Origin of the sequence: Nocardia sp. NPDC047038 (assembly GCF_040644075.1) — a bacterium.
Classification (GTDB): domain Bacteria; phylum Actinomycetota; class Actinomycetes; order Mycobacteriales; family Mycobacteriaceae; genus Nocardia; species Nocardia sichangensis.
Genome location: NZ_JBEYVQ010000002.1, coordinates 382,875 through 399,716, shown reverse-complemented (window position 1 = coordinate 399,716; position 16,842 = coordinate 382,875). Strand labels below are relative to the sequence as shown.

Annotated in this window: 17 protein-coding genes and 1 tRNA gene; 12 read left to right on the top strand and 6 right to left on the bottom strand. The window is 66.7% G+C overall.

The genetic code is table 11. From position 1 onward, the window contains the following. The first annotated feature begins 20 nt into the window (after nucleotides 1-20). The 8 genes from sfnG to ABZ824_RS10035 all read left to right on the top strand — a co-directional run bounded on the left by sfnG (nucleotide 21) and on the right by ABZ824_RS10035 (nucleotide 7,444). Nucleotides 21-1,136, top strand: a complete 1,116-nt coding sequence (sfnG, locus tag ABZ824_RS10070; RefSeq protein WP_356962916.1) for a dimethylsulfone monooxygenase SfnG — start codon at nucleotides 21-23, stop codon at nucleotides 1,134-1,136. Then, the gene (locus tag ABZ824_RS10065) at nucleotides 1,136-2,353 is read left to right on the top strand and encodes an SfnB family sulfur acquisition oxidoreductase (protein WP_356962914.1); all 1,218 of its coding nucleotides are present in this window, start codon (nucleotides 1,136-1,138) and stop codon (nucleotides 2,351-2,353) included. Before sfnG ends, ABZ824_RS10065 begins: the two co-directional genes overlap by 1 nt. A gap of 11 nt (nucleotides 2,354-2,364) precedes the next feature. Further along, nucleotides 2,365-2,880, top strand: a complete 516-nt coding sequence (locus ABZ824_RS10060; protein ID WP_356962913.1) for an NAD(P)H-dependent oxidoreductase — start codon at nucleotides 2,365-2,367, stop codon at nucleotides 2,878-2,880. Continuing rightward, a complete protein-coding gene (locus tag ABZ824_RS10055; RefSeq protein WP_356962911.1) occupies nucleotides 2,873-3,388 on the top strand; it encodes a flavin reductase family protein in 516 nt (171 codons plus the stop codon). The genes ABZ824_RS10060 and ABZ824_RS10055 overlap by 8 nt, the downstream gene beginning before the upstream one ends. A 360-nt stretch (nucleotides 3,389-3,748) precedes the next feature. Beyond that, nucleotides 3,749-4,858, top strand: a complete 1,110-nt coding sequence (locus tag ABZ824_RS10050) for a class I SAM-dependent methyltransferase (RefSeq protein WP_356962909.1) — start codon at nucleotides 3,749-3,751, stop codon at nucleotides 4,856-4,858. 328 nt (nucleotides 4,859-5,186) lie between these two features. After that, complete coding sequence (locus tag ABZ824_RS10045) at nucleotides 5,187-6,128, top strand: alpha/beta fold hydrolase (protein ID WP_356962907.1); 942 nt, start codon at nucleotides 5,187-5,189, stop codon at nucleotides 6,126-6,128. A 31-nt stretch (nucleotides 6,129-6,159) separates the two neighbouring features. Then, nucleotides 6,160-6,621: a hypothetical protein gene (locus tag ABZ824_RS10040; protein WP_356962905.1), complete on the top strand. Its 462-nt coding sequence runs from the start codon at nucleotides 6,160-6,162 to the stop codon at nucleotides 6,619-6,621. A 10-nt stretch (nucleotides 6,622-6,631) separates the two neighbouring features. Further along, nucleotides 6,632-7,444: a class I SAM-dependent methyltransferase gene (locus ABZ824_RS10035; protein WP_356962903.1), complete on the top strand. Its 813-nt coding sequence runs from the start codon at nucleotides 6,632-6,634 to the stop codon at nucleotides 7,442-7,444. Nucleotides 7,445-7,918: 474 nt separating this feature from the next. Here the strand turns inward: ABZ824_RS10035 and ABZ824_RS10030 are convergent. From ABZ824_RS10030 to ABZ824_RS10010, 5 genes are all read right to left on the bottom strand, one after another. Continuing rightward, a tRNA-Gly gene (locus ABZ824_RS10030) sits at nucleotides 7,919-7,992 on the bottom strand. A gap of 141 nt (nucleotides 7,993-8,133) precedes the next feature. Further along, the gene (locus tag ABZ824_RS10025) at nucleotides 8,134-8,595 is read right to left on the bottom strand and encodes a hypothetical protein (protein ID WP_356962901.1); all 462 of its coding nucleotides are present in this window, start codon (nucleotides 8,593-8,595) and stop codon (nucleotides 8,134-8,136) included. An 8-nt stretch (nucleotides 8,596-8,603) separates the two neighbouring features. After that, the gene (locus tag ABZ824_RS10020) at nucleotides 8,604-9,335 is read right to left on the bottom strand and encodes a hypothetical protein (RefSeq protein ID WP_356962900.1); all 732 of its coding nucleotides are present in this window, start codon (nucleotides 9,333-9,335) and stop codon (nucleotides 8,604-8,606) included. A 93-nt stretch (nucleotides 9,336-9,428) separates the two neighbouring features. Beyond that, nucleotides 9,429-10,142 (bottom strand): phosphatase PAP2 family protein, encoded by a 714-nt coding sequence (locus tag ABZ824_RS10015; protein ID WP_356962898.1) that lies wholly within the window; start codon nucleotides 10,140-10,142, stop codon nucleotides 9,429-9,431. Between the two features lie 80 nt (nucleotides 10,143-10,222). Then, nucleotides 10,223-10,996 (bottom strand): SDR family oxidoreductase, encoded by a 774-nt coding sequence (locus ABZ824_RS10010; RefSeq protein ID WP_356962896.1) that lies wholly within the window; start codon nucleotides 10,994-10,996, stop codon nucleotides 10,223-10,225. 109 nt (nucleotides 10,997-11,105) lie between these two features. On the opposite strand from ABZ824_RS10010, the gene dcd reads away from it, so the two are divergent. Beyond that, the gene (gene dcd, locus ABZ824_RS10005; RefSeq protein WP_355071445.1) at nucleotides 11,106-11,705 is read left to right on the top strand and encodes a dCTP deaminase; all 600 of its coding nucleotides are present in this window, start codon (nucleotides 11,106-11,108) and stop codon (nucleotides 11,703-11,705) included. A gap of 80 nt (nucleotides 11,706-11,785) precedes the next feature. On the opposite strand, the gene ABZ824_RS10000 is transcribed toward dcd, so the two are convergent. Next, complete coding sequence (locus tag ABZ824_RS10000) at nucleotides 11,786-12,235, bottom strand: hypothetical protein (protein WP_063016495.1); 450 nt, start codon at nucleotides 12,233-12,235, stop codon at nucleotides 11,786-11,788. A 560-nt stretch (nucleotides 12,236-12,795) separates the two neighbouring features. On the opposite strand from ABZ824_RS10000, the gene ABZ824_RS09995 reads away from it, so the two are divergent. From ABZ824_RS09995 to ABZ824_RS09985, 3 genes are all read left to right on the top strand, one after another. After that, a complete protein-coding gene (locus ABZ824_RS09995) occupies nucleotides 12,796-13,803 on the top strand; it encodes an XRE family transcriptional regulator (protein ID WP_355071447.1) in 1,008 nt (335 codons plus the stop codon). Nucleotides 13,804-13,903: 100 nt separating this feature from the next. Continuing rightward, entirely contained in the window at nucleotides 13,904-15,157 is a 1,254-nt protein-coding gene (locus ABZ824_RS09990) for a pyridoxal phosphate-dependent aminotransferase (protein WP_356962893.1), read from the top strand. A gap of 390 nt (nucleotides 15,158-15,547) precedes the next feature. Beyond that, nucleotides 15,548-16,825 (top strand): YibE/F family protein, encoded by a 1,278-nt coding sequence (locus ABZ824_RS09985; RefSeq protein WP_356962891.1) that lies wholly within the window; start codon nucleotides 15,548-15,550, stop codon nucleotides 16,823-16,825. The last annotated feature ends 17 nt before the right edge of the window (nucleotides 16,826-16,842 follow it).

Genomic DNA, 16,842 nt, shown 5'->3' with positions numbered 1-16,842 from the left:
CCGATAACCATGGAGCAGCTATGACCACGGAGCAGATCGCCGAGCAGATCCGGTTCGCCTACTGGGTGCCCAACGTCAGCGGGGGACTGGTCACCAGCGATATCGAACAGCGCACCAGCTGGGATTTCGAGTACAACAAGAAGCTCGCCCAGACAGCGGAGAACAACGGCTTCGACTACGCGCTGTCCCAGGTGCGCTACACCGCCTCCTACGGCGCGGAGTACCAGCACGAATCGACCTCTTTCAGTCTCGCGCTGCTCGGCGCGACCGAGCGGCTGAAGGTCATCGCGGCCGTGCATCCCGGGCTGTGGCATCCGGCGGTACTGGCCAAGTTCGGCGCCACCGCCGACCACCTGTCGAATGGCCGGTTCGCCATCAACGTCGTGTCCGGCTGGTTCGCCGGTGAGTTCACCGCGCTCGGCGAGCCGTGGCTCGAGCACGACGAGCGCTACCGGCGCAGCGCCGAATTCCTCGACGTGATCCGCAAGATCTGGACCGAGGACAACGTGAACTACGGTGGCGACTTCTACCGCATCCGGGACTTCACGCTGAAGCCGAAGCCGCTGAACACCCCGGAGCGGCCGAATCCCGAACTCTTCCAGGGCGGCAACTCGACCGCCGCACGGCGCAACGGCGGCCGCTACGCCGACTGGTACTTCTCCAACGGCAAGGACTTCGACGGCGTCACCGAGCAACTCGACGACCTGCGCGCCGTCGCCCGCGCCCACGACCGCGAGGTGAGATTCGGGCTCAACGGCTTCATCATCGCCCGTGATACCGAGCGGGAAGCTCGCGACACCCTGCGCGAGATCGTCGAGAAGGCGAACAAGCCCGCGGTGGAAGGCTTCCGCGACGCGGTGCAGCAGGCGGGCGCGTCCACCAAGGACCGCAAGGGCATGTGGGCCGATTCCACGTTCGAGGACCTGGTGCAGTACAACGACGGTTTCCGCACCCAGCTGATCGGCACGCCGGAGCAGGTGGCCGAGCGGATCGTCGCCTACAAGCAGCTCGGCGTCGACCTGATTCTCGGCGGCTTCCTGCACTTCCAGGAGGAGATCGAGTACTTCGGCGCGAAGGTGCTCCCGCTGGTGCGTGAGCTGGAAGCCGCGCAGCGGCCCGTCGCGGCGGTGAACTGATGACCGCGGTCGCCGCCGATCGCATCCTGTCGGCGGCACAAGCGTTCGCGGTCGCACAGCGGCTCGCGGCGGACTTCGCGCCGGGAGCCGCCGAACGCGACCGGGAGCGCGCGCTGCCGTACGCGGAGGTCGACCGGCTGGCGGCCAGCGGTCTGCTCGCGATCACCGTGCCCGCCGCGCACGGCGGCGCGGATCTGCCGCCGAGCGCGGTCGCGGAAGTGACGCGCATTCTCGCCACGGCAGATCCCAATATCGCGCAGATCCCGCACAGCCACTTCGTGTATGTGAACCTGCTCCGGCTCGCGGGTACGGCCCAGCAGCAGGAGCGGTACTTCGGGCGGGTGCTCGACGGCGGGCGCATCGCCAACGCGCAGTCCGAGCGCGGCGGCGCGACCGTCGCCGACATCGCAACCACCTTGCGGCCGGTCGATGATCGATTCCGGGTGGACGGCGCGAAGTACTACTGCACCGGCTCGCTGTTCGCCGATCTGTTCGCGGTGCTGACCCGGCTGGACGACCCGGAGGGGCGCAGCGGTCTCGAACCCGGGGAGTACATCGTCTACCTGCCCGCCAACACTCCGGGCGTGCGCGTCGTGGACGACTGGAACGGGATCGGGCAGCGCACCACCGGTAGCGGAACGGTGTCGTTCGACGGTGTGCTCGTCGATCGTGACCAGGTGATTCCCCGCTCCGGCGCGGTGCGGGCACCCACCGGCTATGGCGCGTTCGCCCAGTTGCTGCACGCCGCCATCGACACCGGCATCGCCCGAGGCGCCCTCACCGCGGCAACGGAATTCGTGCGCACGAAGAGTCGTCCGTGGTTCGAGGCGGGGGTGGCGAACGCGGTGGACGACCCGCTGTTGATCCAGCGCTTCGGTGAATTGTCCGTCGCGGTGACCGCCGCCGAGGCGACGCTCTCGTCGGCCGGATGGGCATTGGACGCGGCTATCCGGATCGATCCGAGCGCCGCGAACATCGCCCAGTCGTCGCTGGCCGTAGCGACCGCCAAGATACTCGCCGACCGCGCCGCCAACGACGTGTCCGCCGCACTGTTCGAGGTCGGCGGAACGCGCAGCGCGGGGGCGGATCTCAATCTGCACCACTTCTGGCGCAACGCGCGCACGCACACCCTGCACGATCCGGTGCGCTGGAAATACCAGCACATCGGCAGGGCCCTGCTGCACGACGCCGCGCCACCGCTCCACGGTGTGATCTGAAAGGAGACGAAATGGCAGTCACTGTCGTCGTCGGAAATCCGAAACCCGCCTCACGCACGCTCACCGCGGCCACCCTGGTCGCGAGGGGGCTGCGACCTGAGGTGGAGCCCACCGTGATCGACCTGGTCGAGTTCGGTCCCGCGCTGCTCAGCTGGGGTGACCCGGCCGTAGCCGAGGCGGTGCGCACCGTGGCGGGCTCGGAGCTCGTCGTCTTCGCCAGCCCCACCTTCAAGGCGACCTACACCGGTCTGCTCAAGCTGTTTCTCGAACAGTTCGAGGGCGGGACCGGCCTGGAAGGCGTGCTCGCGGTCCCGGTGATGCTCGGCGCGGGACCGGCCCACGCTCTCGCGCCCGACCTGCTGCTCAAGCCCGTGCTCGTCGAAATCGGGGCCACCGCCGCGTTGCCCGGGCTCTACCTGTCCGATCGCACATTCGCCGAGGACGGCGTCATCGACCGGTACAGTGGTCGGTGGCGTTCGGTCGCCCAGGCACTGGCCCACAGCTCGAAAGCTGCGAATCATGTATGACCTGTTCGAATTCCCCGCCGACGGAGCCGGTCTGCGTCGCGCGTTCGCCAACTTCCCCAGCGGCGTCGTCGCCGTGTGCGCCGAAATCGACGGAACCCCGCACGGTCTGGCGGTGAGCACGTTCGTGCCCGTCTCGCTCGATCCGCCCCTGGTCTCGTTCTGCGTGCAGAACTCGTCGGCCACCTGGCCCAAGCTCGCCGCCGCGAGCCACCTCGGTCTCAGCCTGCTCGGCACCGACCAGCAGGCCGCCGCCCGCACACTGGGCACCCGCGACGGCGACCGCTTCCGCGACATCCAGTTGCACCGCGGTTCCGGCGACGCCGTGTTCATCGATGGGGCGTCCGCCTGGATCGAGGGCGTCCAGGAAGCGCACGTCCCGGCAGGCGACCACGCGGTGGTCATCCTCCGCATCCACCGCATCGCCACCCGCACCGACGTGGACCCGCTCGTCTTCCACGGCAGCAAGTTCCGCCGACTGCACGCGGAATCGGCGAACGGGGCGGCCTGAGGGGCTGGTTCACTCGCCAGAACGCGGCGGGGTTCGTCCGGTCGTGCAGGGGACGCGACGGCGTCCTTGCAAGACCTGACATCGAACTGCGTGACGCAAGTTGCCGGTCGAAGCGACCGGACGACCTCTCACGGCCCATGGTTGGGCTGTACCGGCGGCGCTGTGGGAGACTCAGGCGTCTCCTACGGAAAGGTCCGGCTATGTCGCTCGGGATGGTTCTCGGTGATTTCCCGCGCACTTCGGCGCGGGCGTAAACAGGCGACCTGATAGCCCCTGTGCGATAGCAGCACAGGCAATTTCGCGTCTCCGCGTCGAGGTGCTCTTCGTGCCCTTTGCACGTTCGTACACGAGGAGTACGCGGTGTCCACCGTTTCCTGGACCGAGGACAACACCTGCCCGAGCGCCCGTTGGCATTCCGAGAATGGCACGCCACCACCCGATTCCCTCGTGGTGGTGAACGACTGGACGACTGCCGAAGCGGCTTGCCGAATGGCGCGAGCGGGGACCGGCCTGCTGTGGCGCGGTGATTTCCCCAATGCGCGGCAGTTGCTGCGGGCGATGGGTCGGCGGGTCGAGCGGAAGGTTTCGCTGGGCGACGATCCGGCCGAGGCGTTCCGCCGGTATCGCGCGTCTCGTCGGCGGCGGGCGGAAGTGCTCGGCAAGTTGCTCGTGCTGCTGGAAGACGACTATTCGCTGGCGTTGCGTCGCGCTCCCGATGTGCGGCGCGCCTGCACCGAAGCGTACGGCGCGGCGCGGAGGCGTACGGTGGTCGCGCTCACCGAGTTGCTCGGCGTGCTGGGGGCGGCGCAGTGGCGAGAGAAGGGTGTGTACGTGCCCGCGCTCGGCGACCGCATTCATCCGCACTACGGTGTGTTCTCCCCGGTCCGGGGCGAGTACATCGATCTGGTCGCAACCGCGCCGCTACCCGCGCGGACCGAGACAGCCTTCGATCTCGGCACGGGCACCGGCGTGCTCGCCGCCGTTCTGGCCCGCCGCGGTTGCACTCGAATCACAGCCACCGACAAGAGTTCCCGTGCGCTGACCTGTGCCCGCGCCAACCTCGACCGACTGGGCCTGTCATCCGTCGCGGTGCAAGGCCCGACTCTCTTCCCGGACGGCAAGGCCGACCTGGTGGTGTGCAATCCCCCCTGGCTCCCCGGCACACCTACCTCGACCCTGGAAAGCGGCGTATACGACGAGAACTCGTCCATGCTGTACACCTTCCTCTCCGGCCTCCGCGCCCACTTGCGCCCCGGCGGCGAAGGCTGGCTGATCCTCTCCGACCTCCCCGAACACTTAGGCCTGCGCCCCCACGACGAACTCCTCGACCGCATCACAACCGCAGGCCTCCACATCACCGCCCAACTGACGACCCGCCCCACCCACCACCGAGCCCACAACCCCACCTCTCCACTCCACCACGCCCGCACACGCGAAACCACTTCCCTCTACCGCCTGGCACCTCGTTGAGTGGCACATCACGGAGTGGTTACCCCCGTCATCCGGGACCGTCGGATAGTCGGCTCCGGCTCACTTTCGGTGGTGGTCGAGGGAGGGGCGACGACACGATGCCTCGGTGGTCGAGGTCTGCGGCGCCGGATCCCGACGGGTCCACGGAGTCGGTGATCGGCGCAACGCATCCGCTGGTGCGTCGGATACCACAGCGCGCCTCATAGGTCGTTCGTTTGGCAGCAGTCCACGGCGTATTGATCGTATCGGCAACGGGTTTCGGGGACGATGTTGACATTGCTAGTCGTTTCAGTGAAGACTGAAATGACTAGCAACGACGGGAGCTTTGATGGATCTCCATATCGAGCAAGTGACGTTCAACAGCCTTGGCACCGCGTGTGCTGGTGATCTGTATTTGCCCGCGGCGGACGGCCCGGTCCCCGGTCTGGTGCTGGGGCACTCCGGGGTGATGGTGAAAGAGGCATTGCGAGTGTTCGCACCGTATTTCGTGCGGGCGGGGTTCGCGGTATTGGCGATCGACTATCGCACGGTCGGGGCCAGCGCGGGGCAACCTCGCGGCCAGGACTACCCGCAGCGACAGACGGAAGATTTTCGTAGCGCGGTGTCGTATCTGCAAACCCGCCCGGAGGTGGACCCGAATCGGATCGGACTCTGGGGTGTCAGCATCGGGGGCTCGGTGGCGACGCAGGCCGCGGTATTGGACCGGCGCGTGAAATGTGTTGTGGTGCAGAGCCCGAGCGTGTGGAACGGATGGCGGTATCTGGAGCGGCTGCTCGGCAGGGAGGGCGTAGCCGCGCTGCGGGACCGGTTGGACGAGGACTGGCAGCGCCGATATGCCGGCCACGACAGTGCTCGGGTGCCGCACCTGACGCTGCGGGGGGAAAACGTCGAGAGCGCACCGGATCTCGCCGCCGAGATGTTCCCGAACTACCGGAACGAGAAGACCCTCGACTCCGCCGAACATCTGCTGACCTTTGCGCCGGAGGACCTCATTCATCGCCTGGCGCCGACCCCGCTGCTGATGATCGCCAACGGCGGCTGGGACCCATACCACATGCTCGAGGAGGCACAGAGCGCCTTCGCCAAGGCCGGCGAGCCGAAACGACTCGAGATCCTGCCTTACGACGTGCTCGGTCTCTACACCGGTCCCGGGCTGGAGGAGGCCATGGCTCTGGCCGTCGAGTGGTTCGACCGGCACCTGCGCCGGACCCGCCTCGTCGCTCCCACCCCGGAGCCGACCCGGGAGTCGGTGACCGCTATGCCACAGTAATCGAGCCGAGTACAGCGCAGGAGGACACAGCATGCCGGAACCGGATCGACAGCACGCCACGCTGGAGTGGGTGGAGCGAGTCGCTACCTTCTGCGTCGAGGAATGGGCACTGCCCCCCATCACCGGACGAATCCTCGGCCTACTGATGATCTGCGATCCGCCGGAGCAATCCGCCGGCCAGATCGCCGAGGCGATCCACGCCAGCCGCGCCTCGCTGACCTCCAACATGCGCCTGCTGACCACCATCGGCCTCGTCCGCAAGGTGCGGGTCCCCGGTGACCGCACCGCCTACTACCGCATCGAGGACGACGCCTGGGAGAAGGTCATCCATCGCAAAATCGCCGGCCTGGGCGCCTTCGGCGACATCGCCGAGGACGGACTCTCCTTGGTCGGCGGCACCGATCCCGCTCTCACCGAACGCATCCGGGCCGCTCAGCAGGCATTGACCTGGCTGCGCGACATCGCCGCCCGACACACGGACACCACCACCTGAAGGACCGATCGTGCTCCGAATCCGACCCGACCTCGACCCGATTCAGGAAACCCTGCTCCTCACCCTGCAAGCCCGAGCACTGGACGCGACCACGCGCACCCCGATCCTGGGCGACACCCACCAGGCGGAGCTGGCCGACCGGATCGACTACGACTTCACCGAACTCGAGCTGAAACCCAGCCTCATCTGCGGAACGGCGCTACGCGCGAAAAAACTCGACGACGCGGTACGCGCGTTCACCGCCATGCACCGAAATGCGGTGGTACTCGATCTCGGCTGCGGCCTGGACACCCGCATGTTCCGATGCGATCCACCCGCCGATGTCGACTGGTACGACGTCGATTACCCCGAAGTCATCGAACTGCGCCGACAGTTGCTTCCGCACAGCCCCCATCCGCTGGGCGTCGATCTCACCCAGCCGGGCTGGACTCAGCAGCTGCCCGCCGATCGACCAGCCATGATCGTCGCCGAGGGCCTGCTGCCTTTCCTGCCCGGCGACACGTTCCACACCCTGATCCGCGAGGCGACCACACACTTCCCGACCGGTGAACTCGCCCTCAACGGCTACACCCGTTTCGCCGCCTGGGCCATGAAATACCACCCGTCGATCAAAGCCATCGGCATCAGCGCCGCCCAAGGATTCGACGACGCCCACGAACCCGAAACATGGGGCGCCCGCCTGACACTGATCGAAGAACAACTTCTCACCCGCGCCGGCGAAGTCGACCTCTTCCCACAACCGTTACGCGCGGTAACCCGCGCCATAGCCCTCAGCTCAGGACTGTCTCGGCAAGCCAACCGAATACTCCGATACGCCTTCTAGTGTCTCGAGGCATCGCGCCGTCACCCCATCCTCAACCACCACCGTAGAGGCCGGTGATGTGGTGGTCCGCACGACGTTGAAAGTCATTGCCGCCGTCGCAATTTCTCTTGCAGCAGGTGCAGTTGGGCGAACACCACGGTTACATCCAGCGGATTACCTCTGAAGCCCATCCCGAGCCCGCAACCGGCTCCCGTCGGCACTCAGGCGACTCCTGTCGGCGTCTCCTCGGGCTCGAGCGTCGCCCAGTCTCTGGCCTGCCTCGTGCACGCCCTGTCCAGCGGCGCCCACTACTGCCTGTAACCCACACCACCCCCAGCGGCGGTAACCGCCCGGCACTTCGTTGAGTGGCACATGACGGAGGGGCTACTCGCGATTCGCCTCGACCATGTGCCACTCGACGACGTGCGCTGCGGGGCGGTTGGTCGGGTAGCAGAAAGGCCCTGGATCGGCGGGGTGCCGATGCAGGGCCTTCGGTGGAGCCGATGACGGGAATCGAACCCGCGCTGTCTGCTTGGGAAGCAGAAGTTCTACCATTGAACTACATCGGCACTGCGCAGTGCGCGTCCGCGACTCTATCAGACCAGGCACTATGTAGGTCAACTCCCTTGATCTGGGGTTCGCACTGGGCACAGCTGATCGGGCTGTAATGGATAGCCTTCAGCAGGCGGCTGGGCGCCCGGCATCGCCGGCTATTCGCTCTCGAATCGGCTCCAGCGAGCAAGGTCTTCAACGATCGGACCGGAGTCGGGTATGCGGAACCACCACCACCCACGCCCGGTTGTGTCGATGTTCGCGACTGCCGCCATGCGCTTTCCTGAGTCCTCGACAGTGATAGACGTGAATCTATCGTCCGCATCGGAGACGTAGTTATTCACCTTAGCAGCGAGTATTGTCGGCAACTGATTAATGGCACTTTCCAGGTAATCCCGTACAGTATAAGCGGCGTTGAGATCGTATTCGTTCCAGACGGTGCGGTCCGACCAGGGCAGGCTTCTGTCGCGATCGATCTTCTCGACGTGGGCTTCCCATGAATCCGCCAAGCGGATCGCATCGCGTTCCTCTCCCGATTTCAGTGTGATCGGGTGACTCCTGATATCGACGATCTCGTCCTCGGTAAAATGACGATGCGCGCGATCTTCGGGGTTTGACATTCTTTTCCTCACAGTTTCCAGGCGGTGGATTTCCATGGCATTTCGTAGTTCACGACAACCTTGACCCCCTTGTATACAAATTGCTCGGCCTGCTCCGATGTGCGTCCGTCACCCATCGGTTCCGGTGTGCCTTTTGTCAGGGCGTCATGAACCTGCTGGGGAGTCGGTCGGTCCATCGTCGGATTCCCGTCGCCGGTATGTCCGTTGATGAATTCTTCTATCTCGGCTCGAGTGTATTCGCTGTGGTGAAAGTCCGGTTCATCGGAATCACCTGCCTGATCGTCATCGATGGTCGACGTCATGCCGATGATGGCGGCGAGGTTGGTGATGGCTTTGTCGAGGTCGACGGCGGGTAGAGCGTGGAAGGCGTCGATGGTGCCGACAGCCCCTGCGGCGAGACTGGTGAGACCGATGACTCGGACCATTTGGCTGGCGCGGTAGGAGGTTTGGATCGCGTTGATCGTGGCGACCACGTCGGCGTCTATCGCGGCGGCTGCGGCGACGGCGGAGGAGCCGAGGCTGAACAGGAAAGCGACACCGGCGGTTATCGCGATCAAGCTGATTGACAGTTCCAGCGCGTTGATCGCTTTGGCGTTGTCGTTACCGAGGGCGATGGTCGCGCTCTTGTAGTCGCCAACGGGTGCGGCCATTTTCTGCGCGGCGGTGCTGACGGTGTCGGCACTGGTTTTCAGAGTCGTGAAATGGTCTTGGAGCAGTTGCCGGTTGGTGTCGTCGTCCATGCCGTCGAACAGTGCCGAAATGGCGGATATACGGGCGGACGCGCCGGCACTCCGTCTCGGACGTCCACACGCTGACCAAGCCCGTCGGGCCAGCTAAGAAAGAGTCCCACTCGCCGGGTGTGGGCGACGGCCGACTGCCTTCTCGGTAGGTGGTTTCCGGCCCTCGTCCCGGTCGGTGGGTACCGAGTACCGGTACACGGTCAAGCAGAGGATGAGCCAGAGCGCCCCGAAGCACCAGCCGCCGAGGACGTCGGTGGCCCAGTGGACGCCGAGGTAGATACGGGACAGGCCGACCGCGGTCACGAAGAGGACGGCGGCGGTCGCGGCGCAGAGGCGCAGGGTGGAACCGTGTATGGCGGGGAGCGCGACCGCGAGGACGATGCCGACCACGACGAACGAGCCCATGCTGTGCCCGGACGGATACGCCTGGTTGGACACGCTGATCAGGTGTTCTTCGAGGGGTGGGCGGTCTCGGTCGGTGAGTTTCTTGCCGCCTCGGACCAGTAGGCCGCCGCCGAGCCCGGTGATCGCGACGAGCGCTGCCGCCGTCCAGCGCCGCCGCCAGGACAGGACCAAGCAGGTGGCGGTGGCCAGGGCGGTCATGGCGAGCGTGCCGCCCAGCAGGCTGATCGTCACCGCGACCGGTGTCAGCGTGCCGTTGCGGTGCGTGACGGCCCAATCGGTGACGCCGCGATCGAACCCGCCGGGACCGTGATTCCCGACCACGCCCGCCGTGAGAGCCGCGGCGCACACCACCAGCAACGCGGTGAGCACCCCGATGATGCCGCGAATGCGAGGGGAGGTCACTCCTCCACGTTGCCACCTCCGACGCTCGAAGGTAACCGGCTCCTTCCCAGCTGGAATGACACCGCCGTGGCCGAAGCGCGTCAGAACTTGCTGTAGCCGCCGTCGATCAGCAGAGTGTCGCCGGTGTGGTACCCGCTGGTAGGGCTGGCGAGGTAGACGGCGACGCATTCGAAATCGCTCGGCAGGCCCCAGCGGCGGACCGGGATCCTCGGGTGGACGCGTTCGCGGAAACGGTCCCACGCGAAGGCCCCTTCGGTCATCGGCGTCTCGACCCAGCCTGGCAGCACGGAGTTCGCACGGATGCCGTGCTTGGCCAGCTCCACCGCGATCGAGTTGACCATGGCGATCAACCCCGCCTTGCTGGCCGCGTAGGACTGCCCGCGCGGAACGCCCTGGTGGGCGGCGAGGCTGGCGGTGGCGACCAGACTGCCGCCTTCGCCCTGGGCGAGCATCGCCTTCGCCGCTTCACGCAGCGTCACGAACGCGGCGTCGAGATTGAGCGAGGTGACCCGGCGGAATTCCGCGAGATCGGTCTCCACGAACGGGATGAACCCCTGGCTCACACCGGCATTCACGAAGCAGGAGTCAATGGGGCCGATTTCGGCGGCCGCGTGGCCGATGGGGTCGATCACCTGCTGCTCCTCGCCTACATCGCAGCTCAGGGCGAGCACGCGCCCGCCGAACGCGCGTAATTCGGCGGCGGCCGCCTCGTTGCGTTCGGCGTTGCGGCCGACGACGCAGACATCGGCCCCGGCCCGCGCGAGACCCCGGGCGAATCCGAGACCGATGCCGGAGTTGCCTCCGGTGACGACGGCGACGTGGCCGGTCAGGTCGAACAGCGAGCCCTCGGACATGGTTCATCCCTTCGATCGCGGGCGGCGCCCGAATGAATGCGAGGATATCGTTCTCTCCATATCACTGTGCGGCTGAGGAGCCCCGGCGAGCAGGCGCTACGCTCGTCGCGTGCTGCTTTCCGATCGTGACATCCGCGCGGAGATCGCCGCTGGGCGTCTCGGCGTCGAGCCGTTGCTGGAGAACCTGATCCAGCCGTCGAGCATCGACGTGCGCCTGGACCGGATGTTCCGGGTGTTCAACAACACCCGCTACACCCACATCGATCCGGCGCAGCGGCAGGACGAACTCACCAGCCTGGTCGAGCCGGGCGAGGGCGAGCCGTTCGTGCTGCATCCCGGCGAATTCGTGCTCGGCTCCACCCTCGAGGTGTGCACGCTGCCGGATGATCTGGCCGGACGCTTGGAGGGCAAGTCCAGTCTGGGCCGATTGGGTCTGCTGACCCACTCGACCGCCGGCTTCATCGATCCCGGGTTCAGCGGGCACATCACGCTGGAGCTGTCCAACGTGGCGAATCTGCCGATCACGCTGTGGCCCGGCATGAAGATCGGTCAGCTGTGCCTGCTCAGGCTGACCAGCCCGGCCGAGCACCCGTACGGCAGTGCCGTGGCGGGCTCGAAGTACCAGGGCCAGCGCGGACCGACTCCGTCGCGGTCCTATCTGAACTTTCCGATTCCGGCCGCCGCGATCGACGCCGCCGAAGCACGCTGACCGGGGCCGAGTCCGCTTCGTCGACTGTGGGGGAGAAGCGGACCCGGCGGACGGCGGCGGGGAACCGACCGCGGAGGTGATCAGTCCCCGCCGCCCGCTCCCACCGCGAGCGCCGTTGTGAGGATGACGGACAGCGGTGGGAGCGTGTCACCGCGGCTCGGCGGGCTGACCCAGAAGCACCCTTCCCGGGTCCAGCGGCCGAGGCCGGTCGGCAACATCACGGCGCTGCCGACGGCGGGCAGGCCGATATCCAGCCGATTGAGCACCTCGAGCACCTGCGGTCCCGGTCGGCTGTCGGGCTCGGCGAGGAAACTCCATCGGATCTGCCTGGCCAACATGGGACCCCTCGTTCCCTGCTGTTCCAGTGCGGCGCGCACCTTCTCGGCACGCGCGGTCGGCAGGTGGACGACGCAAACGCGCCCGGTGATCGGCAGCATGGCGAAACCGCCCCGCTCGGTGACCGGCAGTCCGAACTCGTGCCGATAGAACGCCACCCAATCGTCCACGGTCCTGAGTTTCTCGACATTCACGGCGAACTCCTTGCCTTCCGACTCAATGGTCCCGGCCCGCCGCGCGATTCGGCATCGCCCGCTCACCCGCCTTGCGCTGCCCTTCCGCTGCCTTTGATACGGGCCGTATTTCACCTGTGGCCGCGCTCACAAACCGCTCGTACTCTGGAAGGAGTTCGTTCGGAAGGGATGACACCGTGGTCACGCATTGGTCAGGCAAAGAGGCCCGTGCCCTTCGTGATGCCAAGCGGATGAGCATCAGGGAATTCGCCGCCCATTTGGGTGTGCACGAACGCTTGGTGTCGAAGTGGGAAGCCGGGGGCGTCCGGGTTCATCCACGACCGATCAACCAAGCCGCTCTGGATACCTCACTGGCCAGGTCCGACGATGTGGTGCGGGCGCGGTTCGCGGCATTGATAGATAAGCCCGCGATCGATCGAACCGTCCCGCCGGGATTCGATGCGCGTGCCGACGCCTCGGCGCGCGTTCATTATTCGAGCGACGCGGACCTTTTGGCTCTCATAGACGCCGGTGCGATGAGAGGTGCTGCGTTGGCAGCGATTTCGGAGAGGGATCTGATCATGGCGGCTGCCCACGAGGCCAGCGAGCACGCCGGCAAGGCCGAGAGCACCAATGTCGGTGCGAGCACTTTGGACCAGCTCGACGCGGATGTCGTGCGCATCGCGAACGACTACGTGCGCATTCCGCCGGTGCCGATGATGGTGGAAATGGTGCGGGTGCGGCGCCGGGTGTATCGGTTGCTGGAAGGCCATCAGCGGCCCGCCGATACCGGTCATCTGTATCTTTTGGCGGGCACCCTCTCCGGCCTGCTCGCCAACGCCAGCACCGATCTCGGCTACTACGACGCGGCGGGCGAGCAGGTCCGGGCCGCATGGGCCTACGCGGAGTTGTGCGGGCACAACGGGCTTCGGGCCTGGACCCGCGGCATGCACGCGCTGATCGAGTACTGGTCGCAGCGGCCGCGCCGGGCGGTCCAGCTCGCCCAGAGCGGGCAGGAGTTCGCGGAATCCGCGACCGCGCAGGTGCGACTGCTCAATATCGAGGCGCGCATCTGGTCGGCGCTTGGCAGCGCCGCCGACACCGATCGCTGCGTGCGGGCGGCCGACGACGCGCGCGAGATCGCCGCGACCGACACGCTGCATGACGAGGTGGGCGGCGTCTTCGGGTTCAACGAGGCCAAGGCCAACTACTACGCGGGCGCCACCTACATCCACCTCGGTCAGGCGGAGCCCGCGCTCGGCGCCACCCAGCGGGCCATCGAACTCTATTCGAACGGCCCGTCCGAACAGCGTTCCTACGGCGCGGAGGCGCTTGCCAGGGTCGACTGCGCGGCTGCCCACCTGATCAACGGCAGCCTGGACGGCGCGGCCGAGGCGCTGCAGCCGGTGCTCGGCCTCGACGAGGCCAAGCGCATCGCGCAACTCGAGGAGCGGTTGACCGGTGTGCGCAGGCGGATCGCGGCTCCGGCTTTCCGCGACTCGGTCGAGGCGCGCAGGCTGGACGAGCGGATCGAGGAATTCTGCGGCTCGACGGCGGCCAAGGGGATCCCGCCCGGCGCGGCCCATTGAGTGACGCGTCACACCCGGCGGGGCCGCGGCCGCCGTCGTGGGCGTGGCGGCCCGTGGAGAGCTCGGACAGGCGGTTTATCCAGTTGCGACGGATGGCACCATGGGACGGGTGAGTCCTCAGCATCCGCACCATCCCCCGCGTGTTCTGGAGCAGTCCACGAAGCTGCAGAACGTCGTCTACGAGATCCGTGGACCGGTACACGCGCACGCGGCACGGCTGGAGGCCGAGGGCCACCGCATCCTCAAACTCAATATCGGCAACCCCGCCCCGTTCGGGTTCGAGGCGCCCGACGTGATCATGCGCGACATCATCGCGGCGCTGCCGTACGCCCAGGGCTACTCCGAATCCAAAGGCATCCTCTCCGCGCGGCGCGCGATCGTGACCCGCTACGAACTCGTGCCCGGCTTCCCCGAGCTGGACGTGGACGGCGTCTACCTCGGCAACGGCGTATCCGAGCTGATCACCATCACCATGCAGGCCCTGCTGGACAACGGCGACGAGGTGCTGATCCCGGCGCCGGACTACCCGCTGTGGACCGCCATGACCAGCCTGGCGGGCGGCACGCCGGTGCACTACCTGTGTGACGAGGCCAACGGCTGGCAGCCCGATATCGCCGACATCGAATCGAAGATCACCGACAAGACCAAAGCGCTGCTGGTGATCAACCCGAACAACCCCACCGGCGCGGTGTACTCCGCCGAAGTGCTCCAGCAGATCGCCGACCTGGCTCGCAAGCATCAGCTGTTGCTGCTCGCCGACGAGATCTACGACAAGATCCTCTACGACGACGCCAAGCACATCTCGCTGGCCACCGTGGCGCCCGACCTGCTGTGCCTGACCTTCAACGGGCTGTCCAAGGCCTACCGGGTCGCGGGTTACCGGTCGGGTTGGTTGGCGATCACGGGCCCGAAGGAGCACGCGGCCGGGTTCCTGGAGGGCATCGACCTGCTCGCCTCCTCGCGGTTGTGTCCGAACGTGCCCGCGCAGCACGCGATTCAGGTCGCGCTCGGCGGTCATCAGAGCATCGAGGACCTGATCCTGCCCGGCGGGCGGCTGCTCGAACAGCGCGACGTCGCCTGGGAGCGGTTGAACATGATCCCCGGCGTGTCATGTGTGAAGCCGAAGGGCGCGCTCTACGCGTTCCCGAAGCTGGATCCGAATGTGTACGAGATCCACGACGACTCCAAGCTGATCCTGGATCTGCTGCTGCAGGAGAAGATCCTGATGGTGCAGGGCACCGGCTTCAACTGGCCGCACCACGACCACCTGCGGATCGTCACACTGCCCTGGGCCCGGGATCTCGCGGTCGCGATCGAACGCTTCGGCAACTTCCTGTCCAGCTATCGCCAGTAGCGGGAAGGCCGGAGCTGGACAATATAATCGCCCCGCTTCTGGCCTGGAAACAAACTCGATGTACGGATACCCGTCGGATTTGGCGACTAGCTAGCGCAAAAGAAGTACTTTTGTGTACAGTGGTCCTCGGCACTCAGAGTGCCCGGTCGGATTGCCTACCCCCCCTGGGCATATCCGACCTCGGGTTAGGCCGCCTACCCCCCTGGGCCGCCTGCCCTGCGGGCGGCGGAGACATCCCCCTGCTCTCCGCCGCCCCCCTCTAACTCCTTTTTCCCGTGATCGGTTCACATCAACCGCGTCTCCGCTGTGTTAGGTAACCGCCGCGACGGTCTTGAAAATGAAATCCTTTAGGCTCGCTCCGGGCGCAAACACATCGGACAGAGGAGCGCGGTGAGCGACCACCACCATCACCACGATCATTCGGGACCGATCGCGATCGGCGCGACCGCGGCGCGCGTGGTCGTCGGGCTGCTCACCGCCATCGGGATCGTCGTCGTCATCGGCGCGATCGCGCTGTGGCCGAGCAAGCAGCACATCGATATCCCGCTGCCGATGCAGAACGCGGGCGGCGGCGCGGTACAGACCGAGGCGGGCACCGTAGTGCTGCAGGACATCGGGCCGTGCGGCAGCTCTTCACTGGGCAAGGTCTTCGTCGACAAGCCCGAACCGCCGCGCAACAACGCCTACACCTGCCAGCGCAGCCTGATCTCGATCGAATCCGGACCGCACAAGGGCAACCGCACGCTGCTGGAAATCGCACCGGGCCCAGGGCAACCCGACCTGCACGCCGGTGACGAACTGCGGCTGGTCCGCCAGACCGATCCCAGCGGGACGCCGCTGTACTCGTTCGAGGACTACTCGCGCGGGCTGCCGCTCACGCTGATCGTGGTGGCTTTCGTCGTGGTGATCATCGCGGTGGCGCGCTGGCGTGGCGTCCGCGCGCTGCTGGGCCTGGTGTTCGCCTTCGCCGTCCTGGTGCTGTTCCTGCTGCCCGCCCTGCTGGACGGCAAACCGGCGATCCCGGTCGCCTTGGTCGCGGGCGCCCTGATCCTGTACGCGGTGCTGTATCTGGCCCACGGGGTGAACCTGCGCACCAGTTCGGCGCTGCTCGGCACGCTGACCTCGATGCTGCTCGCCGCCGCGTTGTCCTGGCTCACCATCGAGATGACCCATCTCACCGGCCTTTCCGAAGAACAGAACACGAACGTCGCGACCTACATCGAGCACGTCAGTATCACCGGATTGCTGCTGGCCGGATTCATCATCGGTTCGCTCGGTGTGCTCAACGACGTCACCATCACCCAGGCGTCGGCCGCGTTCGAGCTGGCCGCCATCGACCGGTCGGCCTCCCGGCGCGAGGTTTTCGCCGCCGCCATGCGCGTGGGGCGCGACCACATCGCCAGTACCGTCTACACGCTGGTGCTCGCCTACGCCGGTGGGGCGCTGCCGCTGTTGCTGCTGTTCAGCGTGGCGGGGCGGTCCATCCGCGACGTGCTGACCGGTGACGCCGTTGCCATCGAGATCGCGCGCTCGGCGGTCGGCGGTATCGCGCTGGCGCTCTCGGTGCCGTTGACCACCGGCATCGCGGTGCTGCTGGCCCGCCCGTTCACGACCAAGGAACCAACCCCCGCGCCGCGCCCGCGTCGCGCACGGCACGCGAGGGTCTGAACTTCCCCCGTTTCCCG